The sequence below is a fragment of the Aquabacterium sp. A3 genome (assembly GCF_038069945.1).
In the GTDB taxonomy this organism is placed as follows: Bacteria; Pseudomonadota; Gammaproteobacteria; order Burkholderiales; family Burkholderiaceae_C; genus Aquabacterium.
The window spans coordinates 18397-36292 of sequence record NZ_JBBPEV010000006.1; the positions used below are offsets into that span (position 1 = coordinate 18397).

Sequence of the window (17896 nt, forward strand, 5' to 3'; positions counted from 1 at the left end):
CAAAAGCTTGGCGAGCGCAACGGTGCCCAGCACCAACCGGTGTGGTATCTGTTTCCCTTTACAGTACTTGGCAGCCTGTGCATGGCTGCGCGTGCCACTGTACAGAGTCCACCGAACCAGCGGGGAACAACGGGCGCCCCTGTGCCCCTGAGAAAACCCTGGTTGTGGACCTCACGCCACAAACTCCACTGTCAACGCGATGTGCCACGCGCCAACACCATGACCACGCCCTACCCCCACCTCCTCAGCCCCCTCGACCTCGGCTTCACCACCCTGAAGAACCGCGTGCTGATGGGCTCGATGCACACGGGCCTGGAAGACGGGCGTGACCTCAGCAAGCTCGCCGCCTACTTCCGCGAGCGGGCCGAAGGCGGCGTCGGGCTGATCGTCACCGGGGGCTTTGCGCCCAACATCGCGGGCTGGGTCAAGCCGCTGGCCGGGCGCATGAGCAGCGCGTCTTCGGCCAGGCGCCACCAGGTGGTCACGCGCGCCGTGCACGAGGCCGGCGGCAAGATCGCCATGCAGATCCTGCACGCGGGCCGCTACGCCTACCACCCGTTCGCCGTGGCGCCTTCGCGCATCAAGTCGCCCATCTCGCCGTTCACCCCGTTCGAGCTGTCGGCCGCGGGCGTCGAGCGTCAGATCCGGGCCTTCGTCGACAGCGCCGTGCGCGCCCGCGAGGCTGGCTACGACGGCGTCGAGATCATGGGCTCGGAGGGCTACTTCATCAACGAGTTCCTGGCGCGGCACACCAACCAGCGCACCGACGCCTGGGGTGGCGACTACAGCCAGCGCATGCGGCTGCCCATCGAGATCGTGCGGCGCACGCGCGAGGCCGTGGGCCCTGATTTCATCCTCATCTACCGCCTCTCGATGATCGACCTGGTGCCTGAGGGCAGCACCTGGGCCGAGGTGCGCCAGCTGGGCGTGGCCATCGCGCAGGCGGGCGCGACCATCATCAACACCGGCATCGGCTGGCACGAGGCGCGCGTGCCGACGATCGCCACCAGCGTGCCGCGTGCGGCCTTCGCCTGGGTCACGGCCAAGCTCAAGCAGGACTTCGCCGAGGCGGGCATTCACATCCCGCTGGTCACGTCCAACCGCATCAACACACCGGCCACGGCCGAGATGGTGCTGGCCGGTGGCTACGCCGACATGGTGTCCATGGCCCGGCCCCTGTTGGCTGATTCGCACTTCGTGGCCAAGGCGGCAGCGGGTCGCGCCGACGAGATCAACACCTGCATCGCCTGCAACCAGGCCTGCCTGGACCACGTCTTCAAGAACCAGCTCTCGAGCTGCCTGGTCAACCCGCGCGCCTGCCACGAGACGACGCTGAACTTCCTGCCTGCGGTGAAGAAGAAGCGCATCGCCGTGGTGGGCGCGGGCCCCGCCGGCATCACCGCCGCCACGCACCTGGCCGAGCGCGGCCACCACGTCGTGCTGTTCGACGCGGCCAGCGAAGTGGGCGGTCAGCTCAACATGGCGCGCCAGGTGCCCGGCAAGGAAGAGTTCGACGAGATGCTGCGGCACTTCCGCAAGCGCATCGACATCACCGGCGTGCAACTCAAGCTCGGCACCCGCGTGGAAACGTCGATGCTCAACGGCTTTGACGAGGTCATCGTGGCCACGGGCGTGACGCCGCGTGACCCGAGGATCCCGGGGCAGGACCACCCCAAGGTGCTGAGCTACATCGACGTGCTGCGCCACAAGAAGCCGGTGGGCCGCAAGGTGGCCGTGATCGGCGCCGGCGGCATCGGCTTCGACGTGGCCGAGTACCTGGTGCACGACCACGAGCACAAGTCGCCCTCGCTGGACCTGGTGGTGTGGATGCAGGAGTGGGGCTTGACCGACCCGTCGAGTGCCCCAGGTGGCCTGCGCCTCGAGGGCCCGAAGCCCCTGCCCGCCGCCCGCGAGGTGGTGCTGCTGCAGCGCAAGAAGGGCAAGCTGGGCGCTGGCCTGGGCAAGACCACGGGCTGGATCCACCGCGCGTCGCTGAAGATGAAAAACGTGGAGATGGTCGGCGGCGTGAACTACGAGCGCATCGGTGACGAGGGCTTGCTGATCAGCTTTGGTGAGAAGCGCGAAAACCCCACCTGGATCGCCTGCGACAACGTGGTGCTGTGCGCCGGCCAGGTGCCGCTGCGCGAACTGGCCGATGAGTTGAAGACGCAGGGCAAGCCGGTGCACCTCATTGGCGGGGCATTCGAGGCAGGAGAGCTGGACGCCAAGAAGGCGATCGATCAGGCGGCGCGGTTGGCGGCCAACATCTGACCAAATTTTTCATGCTGAAAAGCAAGGACGCTTGCTTACATCTTCGCCAATTTGGGGGCTAGACCGTGTGCAGAGGTTCACGATAACCTGCGGCTGCGTATACGTTTAATCCTTGGGGTGTCGGCGTCATGCCCCAAGTCTGCACATTCTCCACGCTGCTGCACCATGAGACTTGCCCATATCGATGTGGCCCGTGGTCTGTGCATCCTGCTGGTTGTGGTGGGGCACAACCAAACCCTCACCGCCCCTGATTCACTCGTGAACACACTGCTGGCGGCATTTCGCATGCCGCTGCTGTTTTTCATTGCGGGCACTTTTTTCAAACCCGATGCGCCCCTGCCTGCGCTGGCACTTGAAAAAGCGCATGCATTGCTCAAGCCTTTTCTGGTGATGGCCCTGCTCCATGCGCCTTTTCGCATCCTTTGGTGGAATGCCGATCCCGGCGAATACGCACTGGGCATCTTGAGTGGCAGCGGCAGTTACCTGCCCTGGATCTATGCGTTGTGGTTCCTGCCCCACCTGTGGCTGGTGTTCATTGCGGCCTGGGGAATTGACAAGCTGTTCCAACGGCACCGGCTCAAACAAGCCGAAAAACTCCTGGTGCTCGGAGCGCTGCTGATGGGCGGCAGTTTGATGTTGCCCGTGTTCTGGATGCGGCCAATTCAGATCCTGGACATGCCGCTGATGCTCAAAGGTCTACCGCTGTCCGCCGACCTTCTGCCAATCTCGCTGTTCTATTTTTTTGCGGGGCATCTGTTCCGAGATCTGTTTCACCGCGCAGCTTGGCGCTGGCCCACACTGGCGTTGGCCGGCGTGGTGTTTGCTGGCATTTTTGCCCTGTATAACCCTCGAACAGGACTGTTCTCGCGGCTGTACACGGATCTGCTTGCCTGCACCGCAACGGCTTTTGCGGGCATCGTGCTCATCACCCAACTGTCTTGTCTGTTGAGCACCTGGCGCCCCGCTCGCCTGTACCTCGCACGCTGCGGCGTCGACAGCCTGTTCATCTTGCTGTTTCACTCGCCGATTCAAAGCATGACGCAAAAGATTCTGATCTGGTCAGGATGGCCCGCGTCCGCCATGTCGGGCTGGGCCGCTTTCTGCGTCAGCGTGATGGCATCTCTCGCGTTGGCACGCGCCATCCGTCGCACGCATCTCCTGGCGTGGGTGTTCTTGCCACCCCGCCAGATCAAGCCCCGCATGCGACCAGCGCAACCTGACATCGGTTCAGACGCCCCACCTCAGGTGTCCGAACAGACCAAGCGAGTGGCCTGACGGCGAGCAATGGCGTTCAACGCCCCAAAAACGCCTGCACCGCCGCCACCGTGGCGGCCGGGTCTTCTTCATGCGGCACGTGGCCCAGGCCATCAAACACCACCAGGTGGCTGCCCTGGATGTCTTGCTTGAACTGCTCGGCGTTGTTCGGTGGGATCAAGCGGTCTTGCCCGCCCCACAAGATCAACGTGGGCTGGGTGATCGACGGGATCTGTTGGGCAAACTCACCGCCCGGGCTCTGGCGGAAGCGCTCGCCCAGGGCACCACGGTTACCGGCCCGCAGGGTCAGTTCGTAGTAACGGTCGATCAGCTCGGGGGTGACCTTGGACGGGTCGCCATACACATTGCGCACGCTGGATTCGATCATGCTGTGCGGCAAGGTGTTTTGCATGAGTGGCTTGAGCGCCGGGATCTGTGCGATCTTGAAGCCAATCGGGACCGACTGCGCGTCATACGGGTAGCCCGCTGCGTCCACCAGCACCAGCTTGCTGACGCGCTGTGGGTGGTCCACCGCCACCTTCCAGGCCAGGTTGCCACCGAAGGAATTGCCCGCCACCACGGCCTGCTGCACGCCAAGTTGGTCCATCAGCGCGACCACGAACTCGACGTAATGGGGGAGCCGGTAGTTGCCATCGGGCATGGGGCCCGTGAGGCCAAAGCCCGGCAGGTCCATGCGGATGACGCGGCGCTGGCCCTTGAGGGCGTCCGCCCAGCCATCCCAGGTGTGCAGGCTGGCCGAGGTGCCGTGCAGCAGCACGATGGGCTCTACATCATCGCGCGGCCCCTCGTCGCGGTAGTGCACCGACATGCCCATGATCTCGGCGAACTGCGAGGGCGGGGGGGCCCACTTGGCCTTCAGGCTGTCCACGTCACGGTCGGGGGCCCAAGAGGCAGCCACACCACCGACCACGACCAACAACAGCACGAGCAACAGCCCGCCCAAGACCTTCAGCATCGTCTTCATCGCAAAAACCCTTGTTTGTGGAGGCAGGACACCCGCTGTGCCCGCTGGCCCATTGTGCGGGAAGTTGGCTCAGCGGTAACTCAGCAAAGAGGGACTCCCCCCTTCCAGGTGGCCATGCTCGTTGACGGACAACAGGTGCAGGCCATCCCGGCCCACATTGACCTTGGTGATGCCTGCGTTGGCCAGCGTCCAGTTGATGGCAAAGGCCTGGCTGTCGTGCAGGCCCAGCAGGTGGGCACACACCACGCTGATGAAACCGCCGGAGGTGAACACCACGGCCTGCCCCTTGGCGGGGGTTTGCGACACCAGATCGCTCAAGGTGGCCACGCAGCGCAGCTTGAAGGCCGACCAGGGCTCGCTGTACTCCGCGTCGTGGTGGCCGTCCACCCAACGGCTCACGGCTTCGCGGAAGAAGGTCTGGAAGGCGCGTCGCGGGTCGCCGCTGGCGGCCATCTCGGCCATCATCACCGCCTTGTCGGCGTAACGCGGCTGGGCCACCTCGATCACGTTTTCATGGTCGAACTCGTTGACCCCGGCGTGGATGGCCATGGGCACGTCCAGCGCCATGGCCGACAGGGCCGCTCGGGCGGTTTCCTGGTGGCGCTGCATGGTGCCCGCCACCACGGCCTCAGGCGTCACGCCTCGGGCCTTCAGGGCCTGGCCAATCGCATAGCCCTGTTGGTGCCCCAGTGGCGACAAGGCATCGTAGTTCTGGCTGCCAAACGAGGCCTGGCCGTGGCGAATCAGGTAAAGCGCACCCATGTCAAACCCCGTGCGCCCTCACTTGGCGCCGTACTTCATCAGCTCCAGGCGGGCGATCATGCCCTTGTGGACCTCATCGGGGCCATCGGCCAGGCGCAATGAGCGGGCCTGGTTGAAGAAGGCCGTGAGCATGGTGTCGTGCGACACGCCCATGCCACCGTGCATCTGGATGGCAAAGTCCACCACGTTCTGCAGCATGGAGGGCGCCACCACCTTGATGGCCGACACGTCGGTGAGCGCGCTCATCACGCCCAGGTTGTCGATCTTCCAGGCGGCCTGCAGGGTCAGCAAGCGGGCCTGGTCGATGGCCAGACGGCACTCGGCGATGCGCTCGCGGTTGCCGCCCAGGTTGATGATGGGCTTGCCAAAGGCCACACGCTTCAGGCCACGCTCGATGGCCAGCTCCAGCGACTTCTCGGCCGCGCCGATGCAGCGCATGCAGTGGTGGATGCGGCCCGGGCCCAGGCGGCCCTGAGCGATCTCGAAGCCACGACCCGGCCCGGCGATCACATTGCTCAGGGGCAGGCGCACATTGGTGAAGTGCACCTCGCCGTGGCCGTGCGGCTCGTCGTACTCGCCGAACACCGGCAGCATGCGTTTGATCTCAACGCCCGGGGCATCGAGCGGCACCAGCACCATCGAGTGCTGACCATGGCGACCCGCTTCGGCATTGGGTGTGGCGGCCATGAAGATGCCGATCTTGCAGCGCGGATCGCCCACGCCGGAGGACCACCACTTCTTGCCATTGAGCACGATCTCGTTGCCCTCGACCACGGCAGTGGCCGCCATGTTGGTGGCGTCGGACGAGGCCACGTCAGGCTCGGTCATGAAGAACACCGAGCGGATCTCGCCATTCAGCAAGGGCGTCAACCACTGGGCTTTCTGCTCGGCGCTGCCGTACTTCCACAGCACTTCCATGTTGCCGGTGTCGGGCGCGTTGCAGTTGAAGATCTCGGGCGCCATCATCGAGCGGCCGGTCTGCTCGGCGCTGAAGGCGTAGTCCAGCACGCTCAGGCCAGGGGCCAGATCGGCATCGGGCAGGAACAGGTTCCACAGGCCTTCAGCCTTGGCCTGGGCCTTGAGTTCTTCCACACGGGCGGGGATCTTCCACTGCGTCCAGTCGCCGCCATGGCGGGCTTCGTGGATTTCTTTCCAGTGCTGGGCCTCGACCGGGGCGATGCGCTCGTCGATGAAGGCGCGCACGCGCTGGGCGTAGCTTTGGGCGCGTTCGCTGGGCTGGAAATCCATGGCTGTCTCCTGGTCTGGGGCAAATCGGTCGTGGCAGGTGCCTCGACAGCACCTCGTCTGATGCTACGACAGCCCTCCACCTGCATCAAATGATGTTATTTCATCCCAAGCCATGCATTGCCTGCATGGCCTCGCGCGCGCCCTGGGCCACGCAGCCCCGCAGCCACTGGTGCACCGGGTCGGCCTCGCGGTCGGCATGCCAGTACATCCAGATGCCCATGGGCGGCAGCGCCACGGGCAGCTCGGCCACCACCAGAGGCAAGGCCCGCGTCAGTTGCTCGGCATAGGTGTGGGGCAGGGTCAGCAGGGCCTCGCTGTGGGCCACCACCTTGGCGGCAGCGAAGTAGTGCTGACAGCGCAGGCTCACGCGCCGCTCACCCAGGCCCCGCCCGGCCCACACCGCCTGCAGGGGGTCGGGCTGCTCGGGCTGCAAGGTCACCATCACGTGCTGGCAGTCAAAGTAGTCGGCTACGGTCATGGCGCGCGCGGCCAGCGGGTGCCCCTGGCGCATCAGCACCGACAGGCGCTCATCGGCCAGGTGCTCGCCCCGGATGCGGCCACTCACGCGCCGCTGGCGGTCGATCACCAGGTCCACTTCGCCCTGGCTCAGGCTGCGCTCCAGTGCTTCGCGAGGCACGCGCACGCTGGCCAGGCCCACCCGAGGCGCCAGCGTGGCCAGGCGGGTCATCAGCGGTGGCAGGGTGATGGCCTCCAGCACGTCACGCATGCCCAGGCGCACGGTCATGTCCAGGGTGGCAGGGTCAAAGCCGTCCGCCTGGGCCAACACCGACTGCAGGCCTCGCAGGTGCAACTGCACGTCGGCGATGACGCGGCGCGTGAGTTCGGTGGGCACCATCTGGTTGCCCTGGCGCACGAACAGCGGGTCATCCCAGATGCGGCGCAGGCGTGCCAGGGCGTGGCTGACCGCCGGCTGGCTCAAGTGCAGGTGGCGGGCCGCCCCCGAAATGCCGCCATGCGCGTACACGGCGTCCATGACGCGGAAGAGATTGAGGTCCAGACGAGAGAACGGCGTTGCCATGGGCCATCACCTTACACCGCCTCACGCCCATTCAAGTGGCTTTGCGGGCGCTTTCCTCACACCATGTGGGCGCAGGCACGCCATAATCTCGGGATCGGCCTTCACGGGCCTTCATGGAGCCACCATCTTGGACAGTCACCCTTGGTGACCGCCCACTCCAGCCACGACGGCCCGGCTGTCGTGTCACCCCCGCCGCCCTGAGGGCCTGCGGGGCGCATGCGGGAGGGGGCGGCAACCACTCGACCCCTCACCCCACCCGCTGCCTGTGTGCCCGGCCAGACCGGGTTCCTGCTGTGCTGGAGACCGCATGCTCAACGTGTTCACGCTGGCCAATGGCCGGCTGTTTCAGGAAGAAGTCGCCCACCTGGATGCCGCCATCGCCACGCGGCCCATCTGGGTCGACCTGGAAGACCCCACTCCGGAAGAAAAGGGCTGGCTGGCCGTGCATTTCGGCCTGGTCATCCCGGGCGACATCATCGATGAAGACCTGGAAGAATCCGCCCGATTCTATGAAGACGAGGGCGCCATCCACATCCGATCCGACTTCCTGATCGATGACCACGACACGCCACGCAACGTGCGCGTGGCCTTCATCCTGCACGACAACATCCTGTTTTCGATCCACCGCGAAGACCTTCCGGTGTTCCGCCTGCTGCGCATGCGGGCGCGCCGCATCCCGGCCCTGATCGACGATGCCAAGGACGTGCTGCTCAAGCTGTACGACGCGGACGCCGAGTATTCGGCCGACACGCTCGAAGGCATCTACGACGAGCTGGAAACGGTCAGCCGGCGTGTGCTGAAGGACCAGATCAACGACGAGGCCGCCGCCGAGGCCCTGGCCGCCATCGCCCGCCAGGAAGACTTGAACGGTCGCATCCGCCGCAACGCCATGGACACCCGCCGTGCCGTGAGCTTCATGATGCGCGCCCGCATGCTCAACGCCGATCAGTTCGAAGAGGCGCGCCAGATCCTGCGCGACATCGACTCGCTGGACAGCCACACCGCCTTCCTCTTCGACAAGATCAACTTCCTGATGGACGCCACGGTGGGTTTCATCAACATCAACCAGAACAAGATCATCAAGATCTTCTCGGTGGCCTCGGTGGCCTTGCTGCCGCCCACGCTGATCGCCAGCATCTACGGCATGAACTTCCAGCACATGCCCGAGCTGAGCCTGAAGTGGGGCTACCCGCTGGCGCTGGGCCTGATGCTGCTGTCGATCGTGACGCCGTTTTGGTACTTCCGTCGCAAGGGCTGGTTGAACTGAGTGTCGTCTTCTGACTTGCGTTCGATGCTGACGGGCCTGCCCCCCGGCCTGGGGCGGGTGATGCTGGCCACCACCCTGGTGGTGCTGAGCTTCAGCCTGCTCAACCCGGTGCTGGCCGTGCGCCTGCAGCAAGCGGGCGCCAGCGCCACGGCCATTGGCCTGTTTGCCACCCTGCCCTTCCTGGCCGTGGCCTCGCTGGTGCCCTGGGTGCCCGCCGTGTTTAGGCGCCTGGGCGTGGGGCAGGCGTACCGGCTGGGCCTGGTGCTGGAGCTGATCGCCTGTTCTGGCTATTTGCTGACCGACCACTTCGGGCTGTGGTGTGCGCTGGGGCTGATGGCGGGGCTGGGTGCCGCCGCCGCCTGGAACGCCACGGAAGCGCTGATCGCCCACAACGTGCCAGCCAGCCACCGGGGGCGGCTGACAGGGCTGTACCAGACCTTGCTGGGCGCGGCCATGGCGGTGGGCCCGTTTCTGCCCGCAGTGCTGGGCCTGGATGCCCAGGCGGCCAACCTGATGGCAGGCGGCTGCCTGGTGCTGGGCCTGGCCCTGGTCATGCCTGGCCACATCCTGCAGCTCAGGGCCATGCACGAAGCCCATGCCGACATGGGCTTGTGGCAGGCCTGCCGGGTGGCCCCCGCGCTGGTGTGGGCCGCCATCGTGGGTGGGGTGTTCGAGGTGGGGCTGGGCTCGGTCACAGTGGCCCATGGCGCGGGCCTGGGGCTGACCCTGGCCGCCGCCGCGTCCATCGCCGGGGCGCTGGGGCTGGGCAGTTTCCTGCTTCAGTACCCCACCGGGTGGCTGGCCGATCACCTGCCAGCCCAGCGCCTGATCGGTCTGGCCGCCGGCATCCTGGTGGCCAGCGCGCTGGCACTGGCCATGGCCCCGCAATGGCCGGCCCTGTTCTGGTTGTGTGCAGGCCTGTGGGGGGCCGTGGGCGGGGCGCTCTACACCCTGAGCATGATCCGTGTGGCCCACGAGTTTGCACACACCTCTGCGCTGGCGGGCACCTCGGCCATGATCGCGGGCTACACGGCGGGGGGAGCGATCGGTCCGCTGGTGAGCGGGTGGATGATCGACCACCACGGGGTGACGGGCCAAAGCCTGTGGCTGGCTTTGCTGGCCTTCAGCCTGTGGTGGATGAGGCCTGTTGGCGCTCGCCCAGCCGTGTGAGCACCTCGTACAGCCGCGCCGCAGGCACCGGCTTGTGCAGCAACAACAGGCCCGAGGCATGCGCTTCGCGCAAGCGTTCATTGGCGGTGTCGGCCGTGACCAGCACCGATGGCACACGCCGTTGCAGCCGCGACCACAGGTACTCGACCGCCTGAACACCCGAGCGGCCCTCGCGCAAGCGGTGATCGCACACGATGACGTCTGGCTCAAAGCGCTGCAGCAACCCGCAGGCAGATTCGGCCGACTCGGCCACCTCGCACCAGCATCCCCAGTCGCTCAAGAGCTCGCCCATGGCCTGGCGCACGCGCTCGTCGTCGTCAATGAGCAGCACCTTGAGCCCCTGCAGGCTGCTGGACGATGGCAGATCGGTCGTGCGCACGTCGGTGAGCGGCGCCGTGCTCAGGGGCAATTGCAGCCGGAACACCGAGCCACGCCCCGGCACGGATGAGACGGTGAGCGCCACGTTCATGGCCCGCACCAGGCCACGCGCGATGGCCAGGCCCAGGCCCAGGCCCTTGCGCTGGTCGCGCTCCGGATTGCCCAGTTGATGGAACTCCTGGAAGATCGCCTCTTGCTGGTGGCGCGGAATGCCCACCCCCGTGTCCCAGACCTCGATCCAGGCCTGACCGCTGCGGCGGCGACAGGCCAGCAGCACAGCGCCACGCTCGGTGTAGCGGATGGCATTGAGCAAAAGGTTGCGCACCACCATCTCCACCAAGGCGGGGTCGGCGTGCACCACGCACAGGGTGTCGCGCAGGCGCAGGGCCAAGCCTTTTTCCTCGGCCCAGGGCGCCAGCTCCTGCACCAGGCGGTGCAAGACCGGCTGCAGGGCAAACGGCGTCATGCGGGCCTGCACGACGCCCGCATCCACCCGAGAAAAATCCATCAAGGTGTTGAGCATGTCGTTGGCGGCCGCCTGAGAGGCCTCAACCTGCCCCAGCAGGTAGGCCGCCCGTCCTTGCCATCCCATGCGCGTCAAGGCCGACAGGTACAGGCCAGCGGCATGCAAAGGCTGGCGCAGGTCGTGGCTGACCGACGCCAGAAAGACCGTTTTGGCCCGGTTCGCGGCATCGGCTTGCGCGCCTGCCTCTTCGGCCAGTTGACGCGCCTCGTGGGCGCGCCGGGTCTGATCGCGCAGCTGCCCGACGAGTCGCTCGTTCTCGCGGTGCAGGTCGATGCTGCGTTGTGCCATGCGCGCAGTGTGGTACGAGAACACCGTCATGGCGCCCAGGTAGGTCAGCACGCCCAGCGCCAAGGTGGCGTGCACGGGGTCGTCCACCCGCAAGAGCCCACTGGCGGTCGTCAGGGTGCAACTCATCCAGAACGCCACCGACAAAGGCCACGAGGCCCCGAGCACGGCCAGCCCGGCCGAGGTCAGCCCACCCAGGGTGCCCAGCACCAGCACGGTCGACGCCGGCTGAGCGGGCTGGATGAACAGCCACGCCAGTGCGCCCCAGCTCACACCCTGCATGACCCACACGGCCCTCAACAGACGCGCATAACGCAGGGCGCCTTCCCGCAGAGGAATTTGGCCATTGAGGTGACGCCCACACCACCACCCCACCGCCGACACGCCCGACACCCACAAGGCCCACAGGTACGCCATGGGCTGCTGCAGCGGCCAGGCCAGGCAGGTGGCGCAGACCCAGGCGGTCAATGCGGTGCCCCACAGGGCCACCGGCATGTTGCGCTCCAGCAAGGCCATCTGGGCCGGTAAGGCGGCCTGCCGCTCGAACCTCAAGGCCTCCTGCCACAGGGCCCGCCAGGAGCGCCGCTCTGGCATCACGCCATTCATGGTGTGAGCACGCCACGCTCCAGGGCGCGCGCGTAAGCCTCGCGCCGGCTGCTGGCCTGCAGCATCTCGGTCAACCATGACACCTGCACACGCACCTCGGTCTCACTGAGCCCCAACTGACGGGCGATGGCCTTGTTGGGGATGTCATTGCCGAGCATCTGCAGTATCTGCCGCTGCAGATCAGACAAGACCTCAGGCTCGGCCGCCAGCGCGCGGACGTGGGGCAGGGGCGAGGTGTCATAGACCATGCCAGGGAACGAGCGTCCGCCTTCGATGACGGTGGTCACCGCTGAAATGATCACGTCCGGCTGGGCCGACTTCGAGACCCAGCCATGCACGCCGGACTCTCTGGCCTGCGCCACCCGTTCGGGCCGGCTGTCGGCCGACATCACCAGCACCGGCAAACCCGGTGCCAGCTCCTGGAGCTGACCCAGCAACGGCAAGGCATCGGCATCGGGCAGCCCCACGTCCAGCAGCAGCGCGTCGGGTCGGTCCTGACGCCACAAGGCTTTGAGTTGGGCCAAGGCGCCGGCCCAGGACACGGCCTCGTGAAAGCGGACCTGCGGCCAATGGGCGGCCAGCATCTGGCCCAGCCCCATGCGAAACAGGGCGTGATCATCGACCAGAACAAGGTGAGGGGCCGTCAACGACATGCCATGCGATTGATGTGAGATAGCACGCAGTATCCCACCGCCAGGCCAGGTTGATGTTGACATCACGCGCCAGGCTCGGCCCCCTCTGATGGGGGAGTGGCGTGCCGCCTGACCCAGCGCACCAGCCAGGGTGCCAGACACAGCACCAGGGCCAGGCGCAGGACATGGGTGGCGATGACTTCAGGCAACCAGGCGCCACTTTGGCGGGCCAACAGGGCCATCTCTGCCATGCCACCCGGCGCCATGGACAAGCCATGCGTCAACCAGGCCCGGGGCACCTGGGGGCCGCCCCACGCCAGACACACGGCCAGCGCCCCACACAGCACCAGGCTGCCCAACACCACACCGATGGCAACCATGGTCAGGCGGGGGGCCTCCTTCCAGGTGCGGCGGTCCAGACGCGCGGCCAGCGTCATGCCCAGGCACAACTGAGCGAACTCCAGCGCCCCCGGCGGCAACGTCATCAACCCGATGGTCTGCGGCCCGGCGGCCATCAACACCACCGTGGCCAGCAAAGGCCCCATCAGCCACACATTGGGCCACTGACGACGGTGCAGCCAGTGGGTGGGCAGGCACACAAGTCCGGTCCACAAGGCCCACATCACCCAGGGCATCCAGTGGGCCCAGCCCATGCGCTGCGTCCCCATGAAGGGCATGAGGGCACTGCCCCCATCGGCCTTCGTCAGCGTCCCAGCCCCCATCAAGCACCAGGGCACGACGGAGACGACGAGGGTCACCCTCAGTGCCTGCGTCCAGGCCACTGCGGCGGTGTTGGCACCATGGCGGTCTGCCAGCATCGCCATTTCGGAGGCACCACCAGGCAAGGCACACAAACAGGCGGTCAGCGGCGTTTGCCGCGCCCACCGCCGGTAGGCCTGGTACACCAGCCATGCGGGCATCAGCGCCAAGAGGGCCGCCAGCAGGATGACGGGCCAGCGCGACCACAAGCCTTCAAATACCTCTTCGGTGAATCGCAAGCCCAAGGCCACCCCCAGCAAGCACTGCCCACAGGCACGGCCGTGCCGCCATTCGCGAAGCGGCCAGCCCAGCGCCTGTGCCAGGGCGAAGGTCGCCATGGGCGCCAGCAGGAAGGGCAAGGGCCCGCCACAGGCCCACCACACGGTGGCCGCCAGCGCGCACCAGGCCCAGCCAGCCAGCACCGGCACGCTCAATGGCTGGGGCCCAGGTCGACTCACGATCAGGGAGGCGTCAGAACGCCACCCGCAAGCCCAGCTCGAAGCCCGGTCCGGAGCGCCGGGTCAGCGTGGCGCCGGCGGCATCGAAGGTCTTGCGCTGGTCGTAGGCCATCGTGGCGTTCACGCTGGTTCGCTTGCTCAGGGGGTGGTGGTAGCCCAGCCCCAGATGACGCCACTCCACATCTTTGCTGCGATCGCCGGCCGCCTGGAGCTGATCATCGCGTGTGATGCGACCCGAGACACGCACCTGGCCCGACCCCAGCGGCACGCGCGCGCCCAGGCTCCAGCTGGTGCGTTGCCCGCTGTCGGTCAGCCCCACGTCGTCAGAGCGTGCGTAGGTGGCCAGCATGAGCAGGGCCGGCCATTGGTAGGTGCCAGCGATCGTCAGCGTCGACTTGGTGTCATGAAGGCTTTCGCCATCGCGCTGCCAGGCCAGGGCCACGTCCAGCGGACCGCGGGTGTACTCCACATGGGCCCCGCGAGAGGAGGCCACTGCGCCCTCACCGGCAGAAAATCCCACACCGGCCATCAGGCCCTCCCAGCTGGGGCTGATGTAGTAAACACCGTTGTTCCAGGCGTCGGTGCCCAGGGCTGCGCGGCCGGTGCTGGCGCCCAGGGTGTGCCCCATGAAGGCTTCGAAGCGCGTGCCGTTGGTGTACTCGTCGGTGGGCGAGCGCAGGCGGCCCAGCATCACCTGTCCCAACGCCTTGCTGTCCAGTCCCACCCAGGCCTTGTCATCCCAGAAAACGCTCTCGCGCTGGGCGCCGGTGTCCATGCGCAGGCTGTGCTCCAGACGGAAGAAGGCCTTCACGCCGGGCGCCACCTCTTCCGTGCCCCGAAGACCGATGCGACTGCGCATGCCATCGTCCACCTTGGTGATGGCGTCTTCGCTCACCGAGAGGTTGGGCGCGTGTCGCACCCCCACGTCAAGGATGCCGTAGACCTGCACGGTGGAGGCCTGGGCGGCACCAAACGCCGCAGACATGCACAGGCTCGCCACGGCCAGACGAACGCACGGATGGGAAATGGGGATCATGTTGAGTCTCCGAATAGGGGAAAGGACGGATCGATGCAGGCGCGATCGGCAGGCTGGATCGCGCTCTGCGTCGAAACTGGGCACAGCGGCGCCCCACCAGAGCCTTTCAGGGCTCTGGCCTGCCGGTGATCAGGACATGGGAATGGCGCTGGCCAAGCCAGGCTGAAGCGAGGGGACTCAGGCGCGCGAAGCGGATTCCCTGGGCAGGGACGAGGACTGCAGCGCCTGGCGGCGCCCGAGGTACCAGCGCACCGCCAGCGGCACCATGAGCATGACAGCGGTGCCCACCCAGAAGCCGCGCGAGATGCCGCTCTCGAACAGGATGGCCCAGTCGCCGTTGGTCATGGACAAGGCGCGCCGCAGGTTTTGCTCAATCAACTCTCCCAGCACAAAACCCAGGATGAGAGGCGCCATGGGCATGTCCAGCTTGCGCAACACGTAGCCGATCACGCCCAGGGCCGTCATCAGCATCAGGTCGAAGGTGGTGGCGTGGATGGCATACACCCCCACCGCACTGACGGCCACGATGCCAGGCACCAGCGCCCAGTTGGGCACGGCCAGGATGCGGGTGAACAGCTTGATGAGTGGCAGGTTCATGGCCAGCAGCATGAAGTTGCCAATGAACATCGAGGCGATCAAGCCCCAGACCAGCGTGGGACGCTGCTCGAACAAGGCGGGCCCCGGCGTGATGTTGTACAGCGCCAGCGCGCCCACCATCACCGCCGTCGTGCCCGAGCCCGGCACCCCCAGCGTCAGCATGGGCACGAACGAGCCTGCAGCCGACGCATTGTTGGCCGCCTCGGGCGCTGCCACGCCACGGATATCGCCCTTGCCGAACGTGCCTTCAGCGTCGTTCAGCCGCTTCTCCATGGAGTAGGTCATGGCGCTGGCGATGGTGGCCCCCGCACCGGGCAGGATGCCCACGAAAAAGCCCACCACGGCCGATCGCAACATGGTCCAGCGGGTCAGGAGCAGCTCTTTGACGTTGAAGAGGTTGCGCCCGGTCTGGGTGATCAAGGCATTGCCGGCCACCACCTGCTCGACCAGCAGCAAGATCTCGCTGAGCGAGAAGACGCCCACCACCACGGCCACGAACTGAATGCCATCGGCCAGGTGGATCGAATCGAAGGTGAAACGGTACACGCCAGAGTTGGCATCGATCCCCACCGTGGCCAGCGACAGCCCCAGCACCGCTGCCAGGCCAGCCTTGGCGGGCTGATCGCCCATCAGCCCCGTCAGGCAGGCGAAGGCAAACACCATGAGCGCAAAGTACTCGGCCGGACCAAAGGCCAGGGCCCAGCTGGCCAACAAAGGCGCGGCGATCACCAGGCCGGTGATCGCCACCATCGACCCGACAAACGAGCTGACGGCCGAGATCGACAGCGCCACGCCACCCAGGCCTTTGCGTGCCATGGGGTAGCCATCAACGGCCGTCATGATGGCGGCGGCATCGCCAGGCACGTTCAGCAAAATGGACGAAATGCGCCCGCCATATTCGCAGCCCAGGTACACCGCCACCAACAAGATGAGCGCCGACTCAGGCGGCAGATTCAGCGCGAACGCCAGCGGCATCAGAATGGCCACGCCATTGATCGGGCCCAGGCCCGGCAACATGCCCACGATGGTGCCGATGAAGCCCCCCAGGGCCGCCAGCATCAGGTTGAACGGCGCCAAGGCGACACCAAACCCGGTCATCAGATGTTCAAGGGTCGAACTCATGGAAAACTCCTCTTGGCCTCAGCCCATGAAGCTCAGCCAGCCGGCTGGCAAGATCACATCGAACAGCCGATCAAAAATCAGGAACAAGGCCACACCCAGGCCCAAGCCCGTGAGCGTGCTCTGGCGCCAGGTGCCGCCAAAGATGCGGGAGACGCCCACCGTCATCAACGCGGTGGCCACCACAAAACCCAGCCACTGGAAGGTGATGGCGTACACGGCCATGACTGCGGCCAGCTTGAGCACCTTGGGTGACGCTGGCCCCCACAACGCTGGCGCGTGAGTAGCGGGCCCTGAGGCGGTGTGCTGTGCGCCAGGTCGCAGCATCAACCACAGGCTGAGCACACCCATCATGGCCGCCAGCAGCAGCGGAAACGCCGCCGGCCCCACGGGCTCGTAAGAAATCGGAGCTTCATAGCCCCAGGCCATCCAGGCCATGCCCACAGACAGGATGAGGCACACCAGGCCCAACGCGCGATCAGCCATGAGTCACCTCGCTCACTTGCGAACCAGCAAACCCAACTCGGCCGCCAGTTCGGCGTACTGCTGGGTCTGGCGCTTGACATAGGCGTCCAGTTCGGGGCCCGTGAGCGTCAGGGGGAACAGTCCACGCTCTTCGCGCAAGGTGGCGTACGCGGGCTGCGCCATGGCCTTGCGGAAGGCCCCCTCCCAAGCCTTGAAATCGGCATCGCTGACCTTGGGGCCCATGTAGAAGCCCCGGATGATGGGCCAGGTGATGTCGTAGCCCTGCTCCTTGGCGGTGGGCACCTTGCTCATGGCGCCCGGCAGCCGTTGTTCGGCAAACACGGCCAGCACGCGGATCGGCGTGCCCGCGCTGATCTGCTGCGAGGCCTCGGCCGCATCGCCTGAGTACACCTGAATGTGCCCGCCTTGCAAGGCCGTCACGGCCTCCCCACCGCCTTCAAACGCCACAAACCGCATGGCGCGAGGATTCACCCCTGCAGCGCGAGCGGTCAGCGCGGCCTTCATCCAGTCCTGGCTGCCCACCGTGCCACCGGCACCGAACACCACCTTGGTCGGGTCTTTCTGCAAGGCCGCCACCACGTCCTTCAGGCTCTGGAATGGCGAGTCTTTCTTCACGATCACGGCGCCATAATCGGCGCCCAGCGCAGCCAGCCAGCGCACGTCGTCCACGGTGTAGCGACCAAACTTGCCCTGCGCCAGATTGAGCAGCGAGCCCCCTGAGAAAGCCACAATGGTGTTTGGCTCGCCCGGGCGTTGCGCCACCACGGCGTTGTACGCCACGGCCCCGATGCCGCCGGGCATGTAGGTCACCCGCAGGGGGCTGCTGCTCAACTGGTTGACCGACAGCATCGTTTGCGCCATCTTGCAGGTCAGGTCGAATCCACCGCCCGGCTTGGCGGGGGCAATGCACTCGGGCTTGTCCAGGGGGCCAGCCATGGCCACCGAAGCGGCCAGTGGCAGCCACGCCAGGCCGAACAAGGCAGCGCGAAGGTTGAGAGTTGATGGCATCTGGGGCTCC

At 66.4% G+C, this 17896-nt stretch carries 15 protein-coding genes; 4 read left to right on the plus strand and 11 right to left on the minus strand.

Features of this window, described 5'->3' with window-relative positions:
- Window positions 1-219: 219 nt before the first annotated feature.
- Window positions 220-2271 carry an oxidoreductase gene (locus WNB94_RS15815; protein ID WP_341391342.1) on the plus strand — a complete coding sequence of 684 codons (2052 nt, stop codon included), beginning with the start codon at window positions 220-222 and terminating at the stop codon, window positions 2269-2271.
- Between the two features lie 165 nt (window positions 2272-2436).
- The gene (locus WNB94_RS15820) at window positions 2437-3546 is read left to right on the plus strand and encodes an acyltransferase family protein (protein WP_341391458.1); all 1110 of its coding nucleotides are present in this window, start codon (window positions 2437-2439) and stop codon (window positions 3544-3546) included.
- 16 nt (window positions 3547-3562) lie between these two features.
- On the opposite strand, the gene WNB94_RS15825 is transcribed toward WNB94_RS15820, so the two are convergent.
- The 4 genes from WNB94_RS15825 to WNB94_RS15840 all read right to left on the minus strand — a co-directional run bounded on the left by WNB94_RS15825 (window position 3563) and on the right by WNB94_RS15840 (window position 7559).
- Complete coding sequence (locus WNB94_RS15825) at window positions 3563-4510, minus strand: alpha/beta fold hydrolase (protein WP_341391343.1); 948 nt, start codon at window positions 4508-4510, stop codon at window positions 3563-3565.
- 69 nt (window positions 4511-4579) lie between these two features.
- Window positions 4580-5272, minus strand: a complete 693-nt coding sequence (locus WNB94_RS15830) for a histidine phosphatase family protein (protein ID WP_341391344.1) — start codon at window positions 5270-5272, stop codon at window positions 4580-4582.
- A gap of 18 nt (window positions 5273-5290) precedes the next feature.
- Window positions 5291-6520 carry an acyl-CoA dehydrogenase family protein gene (locus tag WNB94_RS15835; RefSeq protein ID WP_341391345.1) on the minus strand — a complete coding sequence of 410 codons (1230 nt, stop codon included), beginning with the start codon at window positions 6518-6520 and terminating at the stop codon, window positions 5291-5293.
- 100 nt (window positions 6521-6620) lie between these two features.
- Entirely contained in the window at window positions 6621-7559 is a 939-nt protein-coding gene (locus WNB94_RS15840; protein WP_341391346.1) for a LysR family transcriptional regulator, read from the minus strand.
- 307 nt (window positions 7560-7866) lie between these two features.
- Between WNB94_RS15840 and corA the strand changes: the two genes are divergently transcribed.
- Window positions 7867-8826: a magnesium/cobalt transporter CorA gene (gene corA / locus WNB94_RS15845; RefSeq protein WP_341391347.1), complete on the plus strand. Its 960-nt coding sequence runs from the start codon at window positions 7867-7869 to the stop codon at window positions 8824-8826.
- Window positions 8827-9996, plus strand: coding sequence for an MFS transporter (locus WNB94_RS15850; protein WP_341391348.1), 1170 nt, complete (start codon window positions 8827-8829; stop codon window positions 9994-9996). It begins immediately after the preceding gene.
- Here the strand turns inward: WNB94_RS15850 and WNB94_RS15855 are convergent.
- The 7 genes from WNB94_RS15855 to WNB94_RS15885 form a co-directional block, all read right to left on the minus strand.
- Window positions 9950-11791: a hybrid sensor histidine kinase/response regulator gene (locus WNB94_RS15855; RefSeq protein ID WP_341391349.1), complete on the minus strand. Its 1842-nt coding sequence runs from the start codon at window positions 11789-11791 to the stop codon at window positions 9950-9952. The two genes, WNB94_RS15850 and WNB94_RS15855, sit on opposite strands and share 47 nt — an antisense overlap.
- Entirely contained in the window at window positions 11788-12444 is a 657-nt protein-coding gene (locus WNB94_RS15860) for a response regulator (RefSeq protein ID WP_341391350.1), read from the minus strand. Before WNB94_RS15860 ends, WNB94_RS15855 begins: the two co-directional genes overlap by 4 nt.
- 62 nt (window positions 12445-12506) lie before the next feature.
- Window positions 12507-13640, minus strand: a complete 1134-nt coding sequence (locus WNB94_RS15865) for an AbrB family protein (RefSeq protein ID WP_341391351.1) — start codon at window positions 13638-13640, stop codon at window positions 12507-12509.
- A gap of 13 nt (window positions 13641-13653) precedes the next feature.
- Window positions 13654-14676 (minus strand): porin, encoded by a 1023-nt coding sequence (locus tag WNB94_RS15870; protein WP_341391352.1) that lies wholly within the window; start codon window positions 14674-14676, stop codon window positions 13654-13656.
- A gap of 177 nt (window positions 14677-14853) precedes the next feature.
- Entirely contained in the window at window positions 14854-16395 is a 1542-nt protein-coding gene (locus WNB94_RS15875; RefSeq protein ID WP_341391353.1) for a tripartite tricarboxylate transporter permease, read from the minus strand.
- Window positions 16396-16413: 18 nt separating this feature from the next.
- A complete protein-coding gene (locus tag WNB94_RS15880) occupies window positions 16414-16878 on the minus strand; it encodes a tripartite tricarboxylate transporter TctB family protein (protein ID WP_341391354.1) in 465 nt (154 codons plus the stop codon).
- Between the two features lie 12 nt (window positions 16879-16890).
- A complete protein-coding gene (locus WNB94_RS15885) occupies window positions 16891-17886 on the minus strand; it encodes a Bug family tripartite tricarboxylate transporter substrate binding protein (RefSeq protein WP_445819094.1) in 996 nt (331 codons plus the stop codon).
- Window positions 17887-17896 lie beyond the last annotated feature (10 nt).

Bases quoted from the DNA above. Each gene is read 5' to 3' on its own strand.
- WNB94_RS15815 (WP_341391342.1), top strand. From the start codon at position 220: ATGACCACGCCCTACCCCCACCTCCTCAGCCCCCTCGACCTCGGCTTC.
- WNB94_RS15820 (WP_341391458.1), top strand. From the start codon at position 2,437: ATGAGACTTGCCCATATCGATGTGGCCCGTGGTCTGTGCATCCTGCTG.
- WNB94_RS15825 (WP_341391343.1), bottom strand. From the start codon at position 4,510: ATGAAGACGATGCTGAAGGTCTTGGGCGGGCTGTTGCTCGTGCTGTTG.
- WNB94_RS15830 (WP_341391344.1), bottom strand. From the start codon at position 5,272: ATGGGTGCGCTTTACCTGATTCGCCACGGCCAGGCCTCGTTTGGCAGC.
- WNB94_RS15835 (WP_341391345.1), bottom strand. From the start codon at position 6,520: ATGGATTTCCAGCCCAGCGAACGCGCCCAAAGCTACGCCCAGCGCGTG.
- WNB94_RS15840 (WP_341391346.1), bottom strand. From the start codon at position 7,559: ATGGCAACGCCGTTCTCTCGTCTGGACCTCAATCTCTTCCGCGTCATG.
- corA (WP_341391347.1), top strand. From the start codon at position 7,867: ATGCTCAACGTGTTCACGCTGGCCAATGGCCGGCTGTTTCAGGAAGAA.
- WNB94_RS15855 (WP_341391349.1), bottom strand. From the start codon at position 11,791: ATGAATGGCGTGATGCCAGAGCGGCGCTCCTGGCGGGCCCTGTGGCAG.
- WNB94_RS15860 (WP_341391350.1), bottom strand. From the start codon at position 12,444: ATGTCGTTGACGGCCCCTCACCTTGTTCTGGTCGATGATCACGCCCTG.
- WNB94_RS15870 (WP_341391352.1), bottom strand. From the start codon at position 14,676: ATGATCCCCATTTCCCATCCGTGCGTTCGTCTGGCCGTGGCGAGCCTG.
- WNB94_RS15875 (WP_341391353.1), bottom strand. From the start codon at position 16,395: ATGAGTTCGACCCTTGAACATCTGATGACCGGGTTTGGTGTCGCCTTG.
- WNB94_RS15880 (WP_341391354.1), bottom strand. From the start codon at position 16,878: ATGGCTGATCGCGCGTTGGGCCTGGTGTGCCTCATCCTGTCTGTGGGC.
- WNB94_RS15885 (WP_445819094.1), bottom strand. From the start codon at position 17,886: ATGCCATCAACTCTCAACCTTCGCGCTGCCTTGTTCGGCCTGGCGTGG.